16 protein-coding genes and 1 tRNA gene are annotated in these 18,142 nt (G+C 64.4%); 6 read left to right on the forward strand and 11 right to left on the reverse strand.

Annotated features, from left to right (window positions below; genetic code table 11):
• Positions 1 to 99: 99 nt before the first annotated feature.
• Positions 100 to 3,558 carry a chromosome segregation protein SMC gene (gene smc / locus A6B35_RS11995; protein WP_006206316.1) on the forward strand — a complete coding sequence of 1,153 codons (3,459 nt, stop codon included), beginning with the start codon at positions 100 to 102 and terminating at the stop codon, positions 3,556 to 3,558.
• A 167-nt stretch (positions 3,559 to 3,725) separates the two neighbouring features.
• Here the strand turns inward: smc and A6B35_RS12000 are convergent, their stop codons facing one another.
• From A6B35_RS12000 to A6B35_RS12035, 9 genes are all read right to left on the reverse strand, one after another.
• The gene (locus tag A6B35_RS12000; RefSeq protein ID WP_040584179.1) at positions 3,726 to 4,166 is read right to left on the reverse strand and encodes a DUF411 domain-containing protein; all 441 of its coding nucleotides are present in this window, start codon (positions 4,164 to 4,166) and stop codon (positions 3,726 to 3,728) included.
• 58 nt (positions 4,167 to 4,224) lie between these two features.
• The gene (locus A6B35_RS12005) at positions 4,225 to 4,503 is read right to left on the reverse strand and encodes a copper-binding protein (protein WP_006206314.1); all 279 of its coding nucleotides are present in this window, start codon (positions 4,501 to 4,503) and stop codon (positions 4,225 to 4,227) included.
• 12 nt (positions 4,504 to 4,515) lie between these two features.
• The gene (locus A6B35_RS12010; RefSeq protein ID WP_040584177.1) at positions 4,516 to 4,995 is read right to left on the reverse strand and encodes a cupredoxin domain-containing protein; all 480 of its coding nucleotides are present in this window, start codon (positions 4,993 to 4,995) and stop codon (positions 4,516 to 4,518) included.
• 36 nt (positions 4,996 to 5,031) lie between these two features.
• A complete protein-coding gene (locus A6B35_RS12015) occupies positions 5,032 to 6,393 on the reverse strand; it encodes a multicopper oxidase family protein (protein WP_040584176.1) in 1,362 nt (453 codons plus the stop codon).
• Between the two features lie 17 nt (positions 6,394 to 6,410).
• On the reverse strand, positions 6,411 to 7,868 hold the full coding sequence (locus tag A6B35_RS12020) for a TolC family protein (RefSeq protein ID WP_040584192.1): 1,458 nt from the start codon (positions 7,866 to 7,868) through the stop codon (positions 6,411 to 6,413).
• Complete coding sequence (locus A6B35_RS34375) at positions 7,862 to 8,095, reverse strand: hypothetical protein (protein WP_006206310.1); 234 nt, start codon at positions 8,093 to 8,095, stop codon at positions 7,862 to 7,864. The genes A6B35_RS12020 and A6B35_RS34375 overlap by 7 nt, the downstream gene beginning before the upstream one ends.
• A gap of 84 nt (positions 8,096 to 8,179) precedes the next feature.
• The gene (locus A6B35_RS12025) at positions 8,180 to 8,593 is read right to left on the reverse strand and encodes a hypothetical protein (RefSeq protein ID WP_006206309.1); all 414 of its coding nucleotides are present in this window, start codon (positions 8,591 to 8,593) and stop codon (positions 8,180 to 8,182) included.
• Positions 8,594 to 8,888: 295 nt separating this feature from the next.
• A tRNA-Gln gene (locus A6B35_RS12030) sits at positions 8,889 to 8,963 on the reverse strand.
• Positions 8,964 to 9,084: 121 nt separating this feature from the next.
• Positions 9,085 to 9,429: a VOC family protein gene (locus tag A6B35_RS12035; protein WP_006206308.1), complete on the reverse strand. Its 345-nt coding sequence runs from the start codon at positions 9,427 to 9,429 to the stop codon at positions 9,085 to 9,087.
• A gap of 250 nt (positions 9,430 to 9,679) precedes the next feature.
• Between A6B35_RS12035 and ppdK the strand changes: the two genes are divergently transcribed.
• From ppdK to A6B35_RS12050, 3 genes are all read left to right on the forward strand, one after another.
• The gene (gene ppdK, locus A6B35_RS12040; RefSeq protein ID WP_006206306.1) at positions 9,680 to 12,364 is read left to right on the forward strand and encodes a pyruvate, phosphate dikinase; all 2,685 of its coding nucleotides are present in this window, start codon (positions 9,680 to 9,682) and stop codon (positions 12,362 to 12,364) included.
• Positions 12,365 to 12,469: 105 nt separating this feature from the next.
• Positions 12,470 to 13,660 (forward strand): glycosyltransferase family 9 protein, encoded by a 1,191-nt coding sequence (locus A6B35_RS12045; RefSeq protein WP_244426126.1) that lies wholly within the window; start codon positions 12,470 to 12,472, stop codon positions 13,658 to 13,660.
• A gap of 128 nt (positions 13,661 to 13,788) precedes the next feature.
• Positions 13,789 to 14,526 carry a polysaccharide deacetylase family protein gene (locus tag A6B35_RS12050; RefSeq protein ID WP_006206304.1) on the forward strand — a complete coding sequence of 246 codons (738 nt, stop codon included), beginning with the start codon at positions 13,789 to 13,791 and terminating at the stop codon, positions 14,524 to 14,526.
• A gap of 63 nt (positions 14,527 to 14,589) precedes the next feature.
• On the opposite strand, the gene A6B35_RS12055 is transcribed toward A6B35_RS12050, so the two are convergent.
• The gene (locus A6B35_RS12055; RefSeq protein ID WP_006206303.1) at positions 14,590 to 14,979 is read right to left on the reverse strand and encodes a DUF427 domain-containing protein; all 390 of its coding nucleotides are present in this window, start codon (positions 14,977 to 14,979) and stop codon (positions 14,590 to 14,592) included.
• Between the two features lie 123 nt (positions 14,980 to 15,102).
• Positions 15,103 to 15,459 carry a hypothetical protein gene (locus A6B35_RS12060; RefSeq protein ID WP_006206302.1) on the reverse strand — a complete coding sequence of 119 codons (357 nt, stop codon included), beginning with the start codon at positions 15,457 to 15,459 and terminating at the stop codon, positions 15,103 to 15,105.
• 184 nt (positions 15,460 to 15,643) lie between these two features.
• On the opposite strand from A6B35_RS12060, the gene A6B35_RS12065 reads away from it, so the two are divergent.
• Together A6B35_RS12065 and A6B35_RS12070 are read left to right on the forward strand one after the other, a co-directional pair.
• Positions 15,644 to 17,272 (forward strand): fatty-acid--CoA ligase, encoded by a 1,629-nt coding sequence (locus tag A6B35_RS12065; protein WP_006206301.1) that lies wholly within the window; start codon positions 15,644 to 15,646, stop codon positions 17,270 to 17,272.
• Positions 17,273 to 17,354: 82 nt separating this feature from the next.
• Positions 17,355 to 18,140 (forward strand): DUF1499 domain-containing protein, encoded by a 786-nt coding sequence (locus A6B35_RS12070; RefSeq protein WP_040584174.1) that lies wholly within the window; start codon positions 17,355 to 17,357, stop codon positions 18,138 to 18,140.
• The last annotated feature ends 2 nt before the right edge of the window (positions 18,141 to 18,142 follow it).

The following is an 18,142-nucleotide window of genomic DNA, read 5'->3' on the forward strand; positions in this document are numbered from 1 at the left end:
AGCGCCGAAGCGGCTGCGCTTCGGCGTGCGCTCGCCTATGCCTTGCCGCGGGATCAACCGCGAAACACCTTTGCCTAATCCGCTTATGGGGCGGCGCGAATGAAGTTTTCGCGCCTTCGCCTCCTCGGTTTCAAATCCTTCGTCGAACCCGGCGAGTTCGTCATCGAACGCGGCTTGACCGGCATTGTCGGGCCGAACGGCTGTGGCAAGTCGAACCTTGTCGAGGCGCTGCGCTGGGTGATGGGCGAGAGCTCCTACAAGAACATGCGCGCGTCGGGCATGGACGACGTGATCTTTTCCGGCTCGGGAACACGTCCGGCCCGCAACACCGCCGAAGTCACGCTTTTCCTCGACAACAGCGACCGCAGCGCGCCTTCGGCCTTCAATGATGCCGATGAGCTGCAGGTGTCGCGCCGCATCGAGCGCGAGGCCGGCTCGCTCTATCGCATCAACGGCAAGGAAGCGCGCGCCAAGGACGTGCAGCTTCTGTTTGCCGACCAGTCGACCGGCGCGCGCTCGCCTTCGATGGTCGGGCAGGGCCGCATCGGCGAACTGATCCAGGCCAAGCCCCAGGCGCGCCGCGCCCTGCTGGAAGAGGCGGCAGGCATTTCCGGCCTGCATACGCGCCGCCACGAGGCCGAGCTTAGGCTGAAGGCGGCCGAGCAGAACCTGGAACGGCTGGACGACGTCGTCGGCGAGTTGGAAAGCCAGATCGAAAGCCTGAAGCGCCAGGCGCGCCAGGCCTCGCGCTTCAAGAACCTGTCGGCCGACATCCGCAAGGCCGAGGCGACGCTGCTGCATCTGCGCTGGACGCTCGCCAAGACCCAGGAAGGCGAGGCGCGTTCGGCGCTGGCGGTTGCCACGACGCTGGTCGGCGACCGTGCCGCCGCTCAGATGGCGGCCGCCAGGGAACAAGGCATCGGCGCCCACCGGCTGCCGGATTTGCGCGACGCGGAGGCCGCCGCCGCCGCCGCCTTCCAGCGCCTGTCGATCGCCAAGACGCAGATCGAGGAGGAAGCGGGCCGCATCCGTGCCCGCCAGGCCGAACTCGAGCGCCGGCTGCAGCAGCTTGACGGCGACATCGCCCGCGAGGAGCGGATGGTGCGCGACAACGCCGATATCCTCGAGCGTCTTCGCACGGAGGAGGCCACGCTCAATTCCGAAAATGCCGGCGCAGCCGAGCGCGAGGCCACCACGCGCGGCGCCTTCGAGCAGGCGGCAGCCACGCTCTCGCAGAGCGAAGCGAAGCTTGCCGCGTTGACCGCCGAACGCGCCGAGGCCGCCGCCTCGCGCAACCAGATCGAGCGCACCTTGCGCGAGACCGCCGAGCGTCGCGACCGCTTCGCCCGCCAGCTTGCCGAAGTCGACCGCGAACTGTCAGAGATTATTTCCAAGGTCGCCGGCCTGCCCGATCCGGCCGAGAAGCGGCTTCTGGTCGAGGACGCCCAGGCGCTGCTGGAAGAGGCCGAGGCCAGCGCATTATCAGCCGAGCAGGCCGTCGCCGAGGCACGCGCGGCCGAAAGTGCCGCCCGCCCGCCGCTTCAGGATGCCAAGGCCGAATTGGCGCGCATCGAGACCGAAGCCCGCACGCTGGCCAAGATCCTGAACGCAGCGAGCGGCGATCTCTTCCCCTCCGTTCTCGAACAACTCAGCGTCGAGCGCGGCTATGAGACAGCGCTGGGTGCCGCGCTTGGCGAGGATCTCGATGTCCCGCTCGACCGCAGCGCTCCGGTGCATTGGGGCGAAAGCGCGGTCCAGCCCGGCGATGCCGCGCTGCCGGAAGGCATCAGGAGCCTTGCCAGCGTGGTTCGTGCCCCGGCACAGCTTGCCCGCCGCTTGGCGCAGATCGGCATTGTCGACGCCGCGGACGGCCGGCGGTTGCAGGCCCTGTTGGCTCCGGGACAGCGGCTGGTCAGCCGTGAAGGCGCGCTGTGGCGCTGGGACGGGCTGACCGCCAGCGCCGACGCGCCGACCGCGGCCGCGCAGCGGCTGGCGCAGAAGAACCGGTTGGCCGAGCTCGACGCCGAGGCGGTCCAGGCGACCCTTGTCCTGCGCGAGGCCGAGGCAGCACTCGCCCAGGCCGAGCAGGCGCTTCGCCAGGCGAGCGAGGCCGAGCGCAACGCCCGCCAGGCCGGCCGCGATGCCCAGCACGGGCTGGACGCCGCCCGTAACGCGCTGGCCGAGGCTGAAAAGGCCGGCGGCGAACTGGTCAGCCGGCGCGCTGCCCTCGACGAGGCCCGCGCCCGCGTCGTCGACAGCCATGAAGAGACGGCGGCCGCCTTCGTCGAGGCGGAAATGCTGCTGCAGAGCGCGCCCGATCTTGGCGACCTGCAACTGCAGCTCGAACAGTCCTCGGCCAATGTCGCAAAAGACCGTGCCACGCTGGCCGATGCGCGTGCCGTCCATGAAGGGTTGCGGCGGGAAGCCGAGGCGCGCACGCGCCGCCTCGAAGCCATTGGTGCCGAACGCCGCAACTGGCTGGAGCGGGCCGAGAACGCCTCGACCCAGATCGCCGCCCTTGGCGAGCGCAAGGCCGAAGCCGAGACCGAGCGCGAGCGGCTGGCCGACGCGCCCGACGAGATCGACGCCAAGCGGCGCGCGCTGCTGTCACAGCTGGCCGAAGCCGAGTCGCTGCGCCAGGCGGCGGGCGATCGCCTGCAGGAAGCGGAAAACAAGCAGGCCGAACTCGATAAGGCTGCAACGGCGGCGATCCAGTCGCTGGCCGAAGCCCGTGAATCCCGCGTCCGCGCCGAGGAGCGACTGACGGCGGCCGACGAGCGGCGGCTGGAGGTCGAGGCGCGCATCCAGGAGACGCTGAACACGCCGCCGCATCTGGTCATCCGCCATACCGGCCTGGAAGCCGACGACGCGATGCCCGAAATGGCCGAGATCGAGCGCCAGCTCGACCGGCTGAAGATCGAACGCGAACGGCTCGGCGCCGTCAATCTGCGCGCCGAGGAGGAGCAGAAGGAACTGTCTGACCGCTTGGAAACCATCGTTTCCGAGCGCGAGGACATCATCGAGGCGATCCGCAAGCTCAGGCAGGCGATCCAGGGCCTGAACCGGGAGGGGCGCGAGCGGCTGCTCGCCGCCTTCGAGGTGGTCAACGGCCATTTCCAGCGGTTGTTCTCGCATCTGTTCGGCGGCGGCACGGCCGAACTGCAGCTGATCGAATCCGAAGACCCGCTCGAGGCAGGGCTCGAGATCCTCGCCCGCCCGCCCGGCAAGAAGCCGCAGACCATGACGCTGCTCTCCGGCGGCGAGCAGGCGCTGACGGCGATGTCGCTGATCTTTGCCGTGTTCCTGACCAATCCGGCGCCGATCTGCGTGCTCGACGAAGTCGACGCGCCGCTCGACGACCACAATGTCGAGCGCTTCTGCAATCTCATGGACGAGATGGCCAAGACCACCGAGACGCGCTTCGTCATCATCACCCATAACCCGATCACCATGGCGCGCATGGACCGGCTGTTCGGCGTCACCATGGCCGAGCAGGGCGTCAGCCAGCTGGTCTCGGTCGACCTGCAAGCCGCCGAGGCGATGCGCGAGGCGAGCTGAGGCGGTCGGGCGAGCAGCCCGGATTCGATCTTATTTTTTGTTGGCAGGTTTGGCTGGGTTCTTGGAAGCTTTTCGCTTTCTGCCTCGCGCCACACCCGAATTGCGGGCACTTGTGAAGGACGTTGGGACGAGCCAAGTCGGGTCCGGCAAGGGCGTGTGCTGCACTCCTAATTTCCGGCATGCTGGAAGATAACGGCGCTTCCATCCTTGCTAACTGCGAACACGTCGTAGCTGGCGTCGGGATCGCTGCCCATGCCCAGCGAGCCTTTCGGCATACCCGGTACCGCAAGACCGGCGATCGCGGGCCGCTCCTTCAGCAGGCGCGCGATGGCATCAAGTGGCACATGGCCCTCCACATAGTAGCCCTCGATCAGAGCTGTATGGCAGCCCTGCAGCTTGTCCGGAATGCCCAACGACTTTTTCATCGGCGCAAGGTCGTCGCTGTCATGCAGCGTTATCTTGTAGCCGGCCTGTCGCAGCGCCGCGGCCCACGCGCCGCAGCAGCCGCACCACGGATTTTTGTGCACGGCGACGGCGGGCTTCGTGGCAGCCCGGGCGCTGCCGGTAGCGACTGTTGCCAGCAACAGCAATAAGGTTCGTCTGTTCATCGCAACCACCTTCCTTGGGGACGGCCGGAGGTCGCAAGGTCGGCCTCCGGCCCTCATGCTACTTTATTTCAACGACGGTGATGCGCCCATTGACGCGGTCGGCCACGAACTCGATGGCCTGTCCCGGCTTGACCTTTTCGAGCATCGCGTCGTCGGCGACGACGAACACCATCGTCATGGCCGGCATGTCAAGGTTTGCGAGCGGGTCGTGCTTGATCGTGATTTTCTTCTGCTTGGCGTCGACCTTGGTGACTTCGCCTTTGGTGTATTCGGCGGCGAACGCATGGCCCGCTAGGCCCAGCATCAGGGCGGCGATTGTAACAACTGTCTTTTTCATAGGGTGTCTCCTTTACTTGGTGGCGACCTCGATGTCGCCTTTCATGCCGGCCTCGTAGTGGCCCGGGATCAGGCAGCCGAACGCAAAAGTCCCGGCCTTGGTGAAGGTCCAGACGATTTCCCCGCGCTTGCCCGGCGCAAGGCGGATCGCATTGGGATCGTCATGTTCCATCTCGGGGAACTTCTCCATGACGGCCTTGTGCTCGAGGATGGCCTTCATCTTGTCCATGACGAACTCGTGGTCGGTTTCGCCCTTGTTGTAGAACTTGAGGCGCAGTGTCTCCCCTTCCTTCGCGGTGAAGGATGCGGGCTGGAAGATCATTTTGCCGTCCGCCGTCTCCGACATGGTGATGTTGACGGTGCGTTTGGCTTTGCCTGCCTTGCCCGGCGCGCCGATGGCGAGTTCGTCATGCGAGTGGTTGCCGGTGCCGCCGGCAAGGGCGGGGGTGGCAGCGGCTATCATCAGAAGGCACAGGGCCGATTTCAGTTTCATGCAGTCTCTCCTGTTTTTCTTGGTCATGGTTTTCATTCATCCCTTTGTCCCGTGCCCGGCATGGCCGGCGGGCGGGACAACGGTCATTGCATCCTTGGCGGAAGCGGGCGCCGGGAGTGCGCCCGTCCATTCCCAGGCGACGGTGCCGGCGGGGTGCTCGTACCATCCCGGGTCTGCGTAATCGGTCGCTGACAGTCCCTCGCGGACCTTGACGACCGAGAACATGCCGCCCATCTCGATGGGGCCGAACTGGCCCCAGCCCGTCATCATCGGGATGGTGTTGTCGGGGAGCGGCATTTCCATTTCGCCCATGTCGGCCATGCCGCGATTGCCCATGGCCATGTACTCGGGCTGCACACGCTTGATCTTCTCGGTGAGCTGGGTCTTGTCGACGCCGATGAACGTCGGCACGTCGTGCCCCATGGCGTTCATCGTGTGATGCGACTTGTGGCAATGGACCGCCCAGTCGCCAGGATGGATGGCGTCGAACTCGTAGGCGCGCATGGCGCCGACAGGAATGTCGATCGACACTTCCGGCCAGCGCGCCTCCGGTCGCACCCACCCGCCGTCTGTGCAGGTCACTTCGAAGTCGTAGCCGTGCATGTGGATCGGGTGGTTGGTCATGGTGAGGTTGTCCACCCGCACCCTCACGCGGTCACCCTTCGCCGCGACAAGATGGCTGATGCCCGGAAACACACGGCTGTTCCAGCACCACATGTTGAAGTCGGTCATCTCCATAACGCGCGGCACATAGGAGCCGGGGTCGATGTCGTAGGCATTCAGCAAAAAAACGAAATCGCGGTCGACGCGGTGCAGGGCGGGGTCTTTCGGGTGGATGACGAAAAACCCCATCATCCCCATTGCCATCTGCGTCATTTCGTCGGCATGCGGGTGGTACATGAAGGTCCCGCTCTTCACGAGATCGAACTCGTAGACGAAGGTTTTGCCGGTCGGAATGCCGGGCTGGGTAAGGCCGGTCACCCCGTCCATGCCGCTCGGCAGGATCATGCCGTGCCAGTGGACGGTGGTGTGCTCGGGCAGCTTGTTGGTGACGAAGATGCGCACGCGGTCACCCTCGACGGCCTCGAGAGTGGGTCCCGGCGACTGGCCGTTATAGCCCCACAGATAGGCAATCATGCCGGGCGCCATCTCGCGCTCGACGGGCTCCGCCACAAGGTGGAACTCCTTGACGTTGCCGTTCATCCGGTGCGGCAGTGTCCAGCCATTCAGCGTTACGACGGGCTGGTAGTCAGGCCCGCTCTTCGGGAAGAGCGGCGGCTGCATGTCAGGCGATTCCATAAGGGCGGCTTCGGGCAGCCCCATGGCGGAAGTCCTGGTCCAGGCGGCGGCGCCGGCCAGCAGCGCGCCGCCGCCCAACAATTGTCGTCTTGTAACCATGGGAATGGTCCTTCTGGTTAGTGTCCAGCGCCGTCGCCGTCGGCGGCGGACGCGGTTACTGTTTCTGATGAAGCGGCGGCGCCGCCGCCGTGAACGGCGGTGCCGAGATTGACGTCGGCGATCCAGAAAGACTGACGGGCCCGCAGCGCCTGGATGTTGGCCTCGATACGCGCGCGCGTATCGGCCAGCAGCTCGAAGGTATTGGTGATCATCCCGTTATAGGTGAGCACCGACTCCTCTTCGATTTTCTTGCGCAGGGGCACGACGCTGTTCCGGTAGTGCCGGGCGATGTCATAGGTCGAGCGGTAGGCATCAAAGGCAGAGCGGGCCTGCGACCGCACATTGACGGCTTTTTCAGCGAGCCGGTTTGCTGCCTGCATGTAGGCAAGCTCTGCCTTGCGCATACGCGGCTTGCCGGTGTCGAAGACCGGAATGACGAACTCGACCTCGATCCGGGGCGTGGCGACGTTCTTCGTCTCGCCGTCTTCTTCCTCCTCGCGCTCCACCTCAACGCCTGTCAGGAGCTCAAGGTCGGTCAGATAGCGGGTGGCCTCTGTCAGCTTGTATTCACGGGCGAGCGCTTCCAGTTCCAGGCGCGCTATCTCAAGATCGACACGCTGCTGCAGCGCTTCGCGCTCGATCGCGCTCCTGCCATAAACGCCCTTCGGCAGGCCCGGAAGACGAACTGGGAGCTTGTAGGCGATATCCTGCCCCCAAAGGCCCATGAGCCGCGTCAGTTCCTCACGCGTCTGGCGCGCATCGAGCCGGGCCTGCGCCGCCTCCCCGGCGAGCTCTGCGTTGAACACGAACTCCCGCGCCTGCCCTGTCTTGGAAAAAGCTCCTGTTTCGCCCAGCTTGCGGGCGAGCTCCGCTGCCGCATCCGCCGAGACCTGCGCCTGTCCCAGCAAGCCGACGGTCTCCTGCGCGGCGACCGCATTGACCCAGGCCCGCCGCGTATCGGCGGCCAGCCTCATGGTCTCTTCGGCCGCGCGGAGCTGCGCCTGCCGGAAACGGGCATCCGCGACGGCGACGCGCTTCACGCGGGTCATCAGCGCGAGAATATTGCTGACAACCGCGGCCTCCACCGTGCGCACCGCGTCGAGCGTCATGATGCCGACCGACACGCGCGGATTGACGAGAAGGCTTTCCTGCCAGACGTCGGCCGCCGACAGGCCGATATCGGCATAGGCGGCCTGCAGGCCCTTGTTGTTGAGAAGCGCGACCTGAACCGCCATGTCAGGCCCGACCGGCCCTGACTTGACAAGGCGGCCGACCTGCTCGGCAAGGGCCTGAGCCTGCGCGTTGGACTGCACCCACACGGGGGTCTTGCCGGTGGCTGCACGACTGCGCATGGCGACCGTGGTGAAGCCCGATTGGGGGTCGCTGATGTCAACCGAGCCGGTAGTGGTGGCGCAGCCCGCCGTGAGCAGCGTCGCTGCGCAGGCTGAAAAAATGCGGAAAGGCAGCCTCACGATCCCGCTCCCTTGCCGGCCGGAGACAGATTGTCGTTGAGCCTGCGCCAATCCTGTGGGTCGGTCGGCTCGCGATGAACGTAATTCACGACTGGATGATAGTGAGTATTTGTGATGCCGAAGGCGGGATCAGCCGGACTGAAGGCCGGGAGGGCGGCCTCGGGCGGCACGGCATTGCAACCCGCAAGGGCGAGCGACGCGCCGAGCGCCGCGCATACAGGAATGTTCATTGGGGAACCTGAAGCTGGAACGATGGGTCTGCGGCGGCGGCAACAGCCGGAACGCCGGGCACACTCCGCCTGTGGGCGGACTCGTCAGCTGATGGTTCGGGGCGGTTTGATGACGGACGAAATCTGGCCGTCAGGCAGGGCGTGGGTAAAGTCGAACCGGAATCCGCCGGCTTCGGGCGCATGGATCAGGGGCGATAAGGCCGGCATCGCCTGGCTCATGACGCAATGCATCTCACAGCACAGATCTGCAGAGGCCGGCTGGTGATGGTCGCTGCCGCCCTTATGCTCGTGCGCGCTTCCGGCGGAATGCTGCGCGGCATCATCATCCATGCCACTGACATCGTGCCGGTGGCCGGCTGCAGCTGTCGCGACACTCTCGCTTGCAGCCGCTGTGGCGGCGGCCGCCAGTCCCGGCTGCCAGATGGCAAGCAGAAAGAACATGCACGCGACGACAGCGCGCGCAGCCTTTCCGCAGGGAATCATCGGGTATCCGACCATCGGGCATCTTTCGGCACGTGCAGGACGCAAAGTCAACACAAGGCACAGCGCGCGCAAGTGCAGCGCACGATTTGGTAGGACAGGATTTGGGTTAAATGACGGCATCGTATGCCTGATCTTCTGCTTCTCATGACCGGCCCGCGACCGCTGCTCTCCGCCAGCCGTAGGGTGCGAATGCAATCACGGTGAGGTTCGCGCAAACTTCAGGCAACCTTTTGACTTACTTGCTGAATCGGCGGTGGCGGCGGCGTCAAGCGAGGCCACCAAGACGAGATTTTCTACAGGGCATCCAGTTTGGCTGGGGCGCCAGGATTCGAACCTGGGAATGTCGGTACCAAAAACCGATGCCTTACCACTTGGCGACGCCCCAATAGCCATCAGAGTCGCTTGTGCGGCGCGTTATTAGCAGAGCAGCCAAAAAGCACAATGGCAATGAAGGGTGGTGTCGCCCACCTGATTTCGCAGTCCACAGCCGCGGCCAGGAGCGGCGTCTACTCGCTCCAGACCGCCATTTCGTTACCGGCCGGATCGATGAAATGGAACCGCCGGCCGCCCGGGAACGAGAAGATCGGCTTGATGATGGTGCCGCCGGCATTTTCGACCGCATCCATCGTTTCTTCCAACTGCTGGGAATAGAGCACGGGCAGCGGCTTGGCCGGCGCTTCGCCGGCATCGGCCTGGAAACCGCCGTCGAGCCCTTCGGCAAAGGCCGAATAGGTCGGCCCGTAATCGGTGAACGACCAGGAAAAGGCGGCGCTGTAGAAAGCCTTCACACTATCCAGCGTACCTCCGGTCGCCGGCATTTCCAGATAGTCGAGTTTTCCCGTCAGTTTCATGATCCACTCCATACAATGTTCTTGTTATGTTCTATTCCGTTACCTCCGATGCCGCAAGTCTTTTTGACGCAGCCTTCGCTTTAATCGGTTGTAGGGGTTTTTCTTAATCGATTGTAGGCGCCGGCCGACTTTGCCCATGCCTTGCCTTTCGCAGTGCAGCATCATATCGCTCGATCTAAGACGCGTCGGAACCTGGGCCATCGTCCAGGTTTCGCCGATCTTTCCAATCTCCGGCATCTGGAGGGTGAGCATGACCAAGTGGGTTTACACTTTCGGCGATGGTGCCGCGGAAGGCCGTGTCGGCGACCGCAACCTTCTGGGCGGCAAGGGCGCCAACCTGGCCGAGATGTGCAGCCTCGGCCTGCCGGTGCCGCCGGGCTTCACCATCACCACCGAGGTCTGCAACGCCTACTACGCCAACGGCCGTACCTATCCGGCTGAGCTGGAACCAAATGTCACGGTGGCGCTGGATCATATCGGCCGGCTGACCGGGCGCCGTTTCGGCGACCCGTCGAAGCTGCTCCTGGTTTCAGTGCGTTCAGGCGCCCGCGCCTCGATGCCCGGCATGATGGACACCGTGCTCAATCTCGGCCTCAACGACGAGACGGTCGAGGCGCTGGCCACCGATTCCGGCGATGCACGCTTCGCCTATGACAGCTACCGCCGTTTTATCCAGATGTATTCCGACGTCGTCATGGGCCTCGACCATGACGTGTTCGAGGAGATCCTCGAGGACCAGAAGGCGAGCCTCGGCCACGAGCTCGACACCGAACTGACGGCGCTGGAATGGCAGGGCGTGATCGCGCTCTACAAGGCCAAGGTGGAGGAGGAGCTCGGCAAGCCGTTTCCGCAGGATCCGAACGAGCAGCTGTGGGGCGCGATCGGCGCGGTGTTTTCGAGCTGGATGAACAACCGCGCCATCACCTACCGGCGCCTGCACGACATACCCGAAAGCTGGGGCACGGCGGTCAACGTCCAGGCCATGGTGTTCGGCAATATGGGCGATAGCTCGGCCACTGGCGTCGCCTTCACCCGCAATCCCTCGACCGGCGAAAAGCAGCTCTATGGCGAATTCCTGGTCAATGCGCAGGGCGAGGACGTCGTTGCCGGCATCCGCACGCCGCAGAACATCACCGAAGCTGCCCGCATTGCCGCCGGCTCCGACAAGCCGTCGCTGCAGAAGCTGATGCCGGACGCCTTCCAGTCCTTCGTCACCATCTCCGACAGCCTGGAAAAGCACTACCGCGACATGCAGGATCTCGAATTCACCATCGAGCGCGGCAAATTGTGGATGCTGCAGACCCGCTCCGGCAAGCGCACCGCCAAGGCGGCGCTCAAGATCGCCGTCGAGATGGCCAGGGATGGCCTGATCACCAAGGAGGAGGCGGTCGCCCGCATCGATCCCGCCTCGCTAGACCAGCTGCTGCATCCGACCATCGATCCGAAGGCCGCGCGTGACGTGATCGGCATCGGCCTGCCGGCTTCGCCGGGCGCCGCCACCGGCGAGATCGTCTTTTCCTCAGGCGATGCCGAGGACGCCAAGGCGCAAGGCCGCAAGGCGATCCTGGTGCGCATCGAGACCAGCCCCGAGGACATCCACGGCATGCACGCGGCGGAAGGCATCCTGACCACGCGCGGCGGCATGACTAGCCATGCCGCGGTGGTGGCACGCGGCATGGGCAAACCTTGCGTGTCCGGCGCCGGCTCGCTGCGCGTCGACTACAAGACCGGCACGCTGATGGCGATGGGACAGACCTTCCGCAAGGGCGACATCATCACCATCGACGGCGGCAACGGCCAGGTGCTGAAGGGCGCGGTGCCGATGCTGCAGCCCGAACTGTCCGGCGATTTCGCCGCCATCATGGAATGGGCCGACGCCGCGCGCCGCATGAAGGTTCGCACCAATGCCGAAACCCCGCTCGATGCGCGCATGGCGCGCTCCTTCGGCGCCGAAGGCATCGGTCTCTGCCGCACCGAGCACATGTTCTTCGACGGCGACCGCATCGTCGCCATGCGCGAGATGATCCTGGCCGACACCGAGAACGACCGGCGCGCCGCCCTTGCCAAGCTGCTGCCGATGCAGCGCTCGGATTTCCTCGAACTGTTCGAGATCATGGCCGGCCTGCCGGTGACCATCCGCCTGCTCGATCCGCCGCTGCACGAATTCCTGCCCAAGACGGAAGGCGAAGTGGCCGAGGTCGCCGCCGCCATGAACGTGTCGCCGGAAAAGCTCAGGCAGCGCACCGAAGCCCTGCACGAGTTCAATCCGATGCTCGGCCATCGCGGTTGCCGCCTGGCCGTCTCCTATCCCGAGATCGCCGAAATGCAGGCGCGCGCCATCTTCGAGGCCGCCGTAGAGGCCGGCCAGAAGGCCGGTGCGCTGGTGGTTCCCGAAATCATGGTGCCGCTGGTCGGCCTGGTGAAGGAGCTTGACTACGTCAAGGCGAGGATCGATGCCGTCGCCAAGAGCGTCATGGAAGAGACCGGCATCAAGATCGACTATCTCACCGGCACGATGATCGAACTGCCGCGCGCCGCGATCCGCGCCCATGTCATCGCCGAGGCGGCCGAATTCTTCTCCTTCGGCACAAACGACCTGACCCAGACCACCTTCGGCATCTCGCGTGACGACGCCGCCTCGTTCCTGGAGACCTATCGCCAGAAAGGCATCATCGAGCAGGATCCGTTCGTGTCGCTTGACATAGACGGCGTCGGCGAACTGGTGCGCATGGCCGCCGAAAAGGGCAGGGCGACCAGGCCCGGGATCAAGCTCGGCATTTGCGGCGAGCATGGCGGCGATCCCGCTTCGATCCGCTTCTGCGAGGAGGTCGGCCTCGACTATGTGTCGTGCTCGCCCTATCGCGTGCCGATCGCCAGGCTGGCCGCCGCGCAGGCAGCGGTGCTGGTGGCAAAGGCATCTGCGCCGCGTGCCTGATGGCCGCGACTATTGCCATGGATGACCGATCGATGACTGTCGATTGGCTCCGGCTGCGCGGTTGCCAACTTACGATTTTGTGAGCAAAGTCACGCGAAGTTGCGCGTGACGGTCCTCAATCTCGACATCGTTTCCGCCCAGTTTCCCAAGCCCGACCCCCGGTGCCCGAAACAGATGCTGCAGTTTTCCCCCGCTCCCGTCCGCTCGATCCTGATCCTCCAGACCAAGTACTTGGGCGATATTGTCCTCGCCTCCACGCTGGCGAAAAACCTGCAGCTCGAATATCCGGGCGTCAGGATCGTATTCCTCTGCGAGGCGCGCTTCGCAAGTTTCCTCACCGCCCACGGCATCGCCTCCGAAGTCGTCACCTTCAGCCGCGCGCGCCTGCGTGGTTCACCGCTGCAACGCGGGCGTGAATTCTATTCGATGGTGCGCGGGCTGCGCCGGCACCGCTTCGACATGACGATCGACCTGAGCGATTCGAAAACCTCCCGGGTCGTCGTCAGGCTCGTCAACGCCAGGACCAGGGTAGGCTATCACCCGACGGACAGGCCCTTGCGCTGGTACGAGCGCAATCCGGCAAACATTCGGGTCACGCGGTTCGGCTACGGTGAAAAGCACTATCTCTACCGCTACCTTTCGCCGCTGGAGGCGCTTGGGATCGATCTGCGCGTCAGAACGCCTTCGATCGACCCGCTGCCGCTGGAAACGGCTCGCGTCCAGGACTTGCTGAACAGGCACGGGCTCCGGCAAAACGCCTTCGTCGCGGTGCATGCCGGAGCGAGCTTCCGCGGCCGGCGATGGCAGCCGGAACGCTTCGCCACCGTGATTGACGAAATCTCGCGCGAGACCGGGCTGGACTTCGTGCTTGTCGGCGGTCCGGACGAGCGCGCGCCGGCTGAACAGATCGTCGCCGGGACCGCCTCGGCCGTCGTCAACCTCGTCGGCGTCCTGTCGCTCGAAACACTGCTGGCATTGCTGAAGGAAGCGCGGCTGTTCCTCGGCAATGAGAGCGGCCCGATGCATATGGCCGCCGCGGCGGGAACCCCTGTTGTCGGCCTTTTCGGCCAGACCAGGCCAACCCGCTGGGCGCCGGTCGGCGCGCCGAGCATTTGCCTCCAGCCTTCGATGCCATGCGAATGCGTGGCGCGCGATCTGTGCCGTTGGCCGGACCCAAGCAAATCCTGCTGTGTCTGGCGCCTGGAGGTCGAGCCTGTCATCGAGGCCGTGCGCGAAATCCTGGCGCAGACCGAGGTCGCTGTACAACCGCCGCCCGTGGTTCGCGCCACTCGCTGAAAAGCCACACGCCAGGAAATTGTCGCCACGGCCGCTTTTGGCATGCGCGCCGTCCCGATTTTCGCCTTGATGCGGGCTTTCCTGGCGCGGCTCCCGAGGGGATCCGCTTCAATATCCGGAAATCAATCATGCGCCTGCTCGGAAAATATCTTTGCGCGATAGCGATCTCGGCCTGCACCGTGTCGGCAGGTCACACCGCACCGCTTCTCGAACCTACGCTGCATTTGACGCCGCAGGCCGGCAGCGGCCGCGTGGCGCTGACGCTGGACGCCTGCGGCGGCCAGACCGACACCAGGATACTCTCGGCGCTGGTCGACAACAGGATCCCGGCGACGATTTTCGTCACCGGCATCTGGCTGAAACGCAATGAAGCGGCGATCGAGATCATGCGCGCGCATCCCGATTTGTTCGAACTGGAGAACCATGGCGGCCGCCATATTCCGGCAGTCGACACGCCGCGAAAAATCTATGGCATCCGCAGCGCCGGCAGTCCCGACGCCGTGCTGGCCGAAGTCGAATCGGGCGCCGCAGCCCTCGCCCGCACCGGCGAGCCGGCGCCGAAATGGTTTCGCGGCGCGACCGCCGAATACAGCCCATCCGCCATCGCCATGATCCGCAAGCTTGGTTTCAAGATCGCCGGCTTTTCGATAAACGGCGACGGCGGCTCTTTGCTGGGTGCGAAGGAAACCGCCCGGCGCATCGCCGCCGCCAAGGATGGCGACGTCATCATCGCCCATATCAACCAGCCCACCCATGCCGCCGGCGAAGGCGTGGTGCAGGGCCTGCTGTCGCTCAAGCAAAAGGGCCTGACCTTCGTGCGGCTCGATGAAGCCGATGGCGTAGGCAATGACGGCACCACCGACTGATCGGATCAGCCTGATTTGAGTCTCAACGCACGCACCCTTGGGTGGGTGCTCGGCTCGGAACGCTTAGGCGGGCGTGGCTTCGATCGTCACCTTGCTGGGATAAAAGGCGCCGTGATTGCGGATCTCCGTCATCTCGTCGAAGGGCCGCTCATAGGCCCACATCGCGTCCTTGCCGGCCTCTCCGGCCGGCAGTGCGCTCCAATAGCTGGCATCTCCCTTGTAAGGGCAATGCGTCGAGTGCTCGGTCTTGGCCAGCCGGCTGAAATCGATGTCGTCGAAGGGAATGTAGAGAACCTGGGCATAGGGCGGCTCCGACAGGAGCTTTGCGGTCGTCGACGTGGCGATCACCGTTTCGCCGGCATACACCCTGACTGTGCCGTGATAGGGCTCGATGGTGATGACCTTGTCGGGATTGCGCTGGAAGCCGGGTGCGGGATTTGCGATCTTGTCCATTGGCGGGTTTTCCTTATCCGGGATGAGGCCGTCCGGAATAGGTGTGTCGGGCAAGCGCCAAGCGCAAGGCCAAGCAAAATCCAAGCCTGGCCGGCGGTCAACTAGCCTTGTCCCGAGAAACGTTCAGGCCGCGGTCTTGAACACATCCATCAGCCCGGCATAGGCGGCAGCGATGCCGGCCACCGGATTGGTGCTTCTCGACGCCGTCTCGACCTTCAGCGCGCCGCCGACCGTTGGCAGGGTCAGCAGCAGGAACTGGCGGTTGCCGCCATCGCCCACGCATGCCGCTGCGACATGCTGGCCTTCGCCGCCATTGTCGACGCACATCTTGAACAGCAGCGTGCCGCCGACCGCCTCGAGGGCGCCGCCGACAACCTCGACGAATTCATCTTCGGAGACGGTTTTGGTGTCAGGCACCAAATCGGCCAGACTTTCGGCAAGTGTGTCTTCAAGTGCCTTGTCGTCGAGCTGCGCGTCCATGCGAACCTCTTCCATTCGCCAATCGCACCCCTGCCCGTTAACAGAGCTTAACGCCGACGATGGCCGGATTGTGGCGGTTTTCCTTGTCATTTCGGCCAATGCACCGGGATGGCTGGACAATCTGTCGGTTCGTCCCACAATGGGGCAAAAGCATAGACGTAAAAAGCGCAGGGGAGGAACAGACATGCTCGGACTGATGCAGGAATGGCCGCTGCTTTGCCACAAGCTGATCGACAATGCCGAACGCCAGCATGGCAGCCGCGAGATCGTGTCGCGATCGATCGAAGGGCCGATCGTGCGCACCACCTACGCCGAAATCCACCGCCGCGCCCTGAAAGTGGCGCAACGGCTTGAGCGTGACGGCTTCGCGCTTGGCGACCGCATCGCGACGCTGGCCTGGAACACGGCACGCCATATCGAGGCCTGGTACGGCATCATGGGGATCGGCGCGATCTATCACACGCTCAATCCGCGGCTCTTCCCCGAGCAGATCGCCTGGATCATGAACAACGCCGAGGACAAGGCAATCTTCGTCGACCTGACATTCGTGCCGCTGCTGGAGAAGATCGCCGGATCGGTCAAATCGCTGCAGCGTGTGATCGTGCTGACCGACGGCGCACACATGCCTGAGACGGCATTGCCGAACGTCGTCGCCTACGAGGAATGGCTGGCCGAGACGGACGGCGACTTCGCCTGGAGGACCTTCGACGAAAACACCGCCGCCGGCATGTGCTACACTTCGGGCACGACGGGCGATCCCAAGGGCGTTCTCTACAGCCATCGTTCGAACGTGCTGCACGCCATGATCGCCGCCATGCCCGACGCCATGGGCATCTCGGCCCGCGACACCATCCTGCCGGTGGTGCCGATGTTCCATGCCAATGCCTGGGGCCTTGGCCAGAGCGCGCCGATGATCGGCGCCAAGCTGGTGATGCCCGGCTGCAAGATGGACGGTGCCTCGATCTACGAACTGCTCGATACCGAGAAGGTGACCTTCAGCGCCGCCGTGCCGACCGTGTGGATGATGCTGCTGCAATATCTGGAGGAGACCGGCAAGCAACTTCCCCATCTGGGCAAGGTCGTCATTGGCGGCTCGTCCTGCCCGCGCGCCATCACCAAGAAATTCCAGGACAATTACGATGTCCAGGTCATTCATGCCTGGGGCATGACCGAGATGTCGCCGCTCGGCACGCTGTGCACCATGAAGCCGGACTATGAAGGGCTGAAGGGCGAGGCGCGGCTCGATATCCAGGGCAAGCAGGGCTACCCACCCTTCGGCGTCGAGATGAAGGTGACGGACGACGACGACAAGGCAATGCCCTGGGACGGCAAGACCTTTGGGCGGCTGAAGGTGCGCGGGCCGGCAATCGCCCGCGCCTATTATGGCGGCGTCGGCGCCGAGCAGTTCGACGCGGACGGCTGGTTCGATACTGGCGATGTCGCGCATATCGATCCGGGCGGCTACATGCAGATCACCGATCGCGCCAAGGACGTCATCAAATCGGGCGGCGAATGGATCTCGACCATCGATCTCGAAAACCTCGCCGTCGGTCATCCCGATGTCGCCGAGGCGGCGGCCATCGGCGTTGCTCATTCCAAATGGGGCGAGCGGCCCTTGCTCGTCGTCGTGCGCAAGCCGGGCAAGGAGCCGAGCAAGACCGATATCCTCGATTTCATGAACGGCAAGGTGGCCAAGTGGTGGATGCCCGACGACGTCGCCTTCGTCGGCGAGATTCCGCACACCGCCACCGGCAAGATCCAGAAGATCACCTTGCGCGAGCAGTTCAAGGACTATCGCCTGCCGACGGATTGATGGGCATGATGCGCCTTTCGGCTTCAAGCCCGAGCCAAAACGTTTTAAGTCTCGGTTCGGGCATGGGGCGGTGCGGCTGAGAATGGTTAGTATTCCTGAACGACAGACGTCGCGAGCGGCCGGATGGTCGCGCGGGACAGCGGCTTTTTCGCTGGTCCTTTTGCTCACGGTGCTCGTCGGCCACCGATTCGATCTCGTCGAAACACCAGTATTCCTCTGGGTACTGGCGATCGTCGCGCTGCTCGCCGCCTTTGCCCTTTTGTTCGCCGGACTTGCCTTCTCCAGGCTGTGGAATTTCGGCGACCGCGGCGGCCGCGATCTCTCCGTCGGCGCCCTGCTGGCGCTTCTGGTGCTCGCCCCCTATGGCGTCGCCGCCTATTGGGCGACGATCTCGCCGCCACTGAGCGACATCTCGACCGATTTCGACGACCCGCCGGCGATCGACACGTCTGACCGCACCGTGGGCATGAACGTTCTATCGACGCCGACGCCAGGCGAGCAAAGCCTGCAAGGCGATGCCTATCCTCTGGTCACCAGTCGCAGCTACAATTTGCCCTTCGAGACTGTCGTCGATGCGGTCGAGACCGTGCTCGACCGGCGCGACTGGCAGCTTCAGGCGCCATATCCAGAAACTGACGGGCAAAGCGAAGTGACGATCAATGCGCTCGCCAAAAGCTTCGTTCTGAGCCTTCCGGCCGATGTCGCGATCCGTGTGACCGACGACGGCGACACGGTCGTCGTCGACATGCGGTCCGCCTCGCGCTACGGCCAATACGACCTTGGCGACAATGCTGCCCGCATCGTGGAATTCCTGGGGGAACTTGACCAGGAAGTGGCCGGCCAGGTGGGCGCAGCGCCGGCCGAATAATG

It is taken from the genome of Mesorhizobium amorphae CCNWGS0123 (assembly GCF_001686985.1).
GTDB lineage: Bacteria > Pseudomonadota > Alphaproteobacteria > Rhizobiales > Rhizobiaceae > Mesorhizobium > Mesorhizobium amorphae.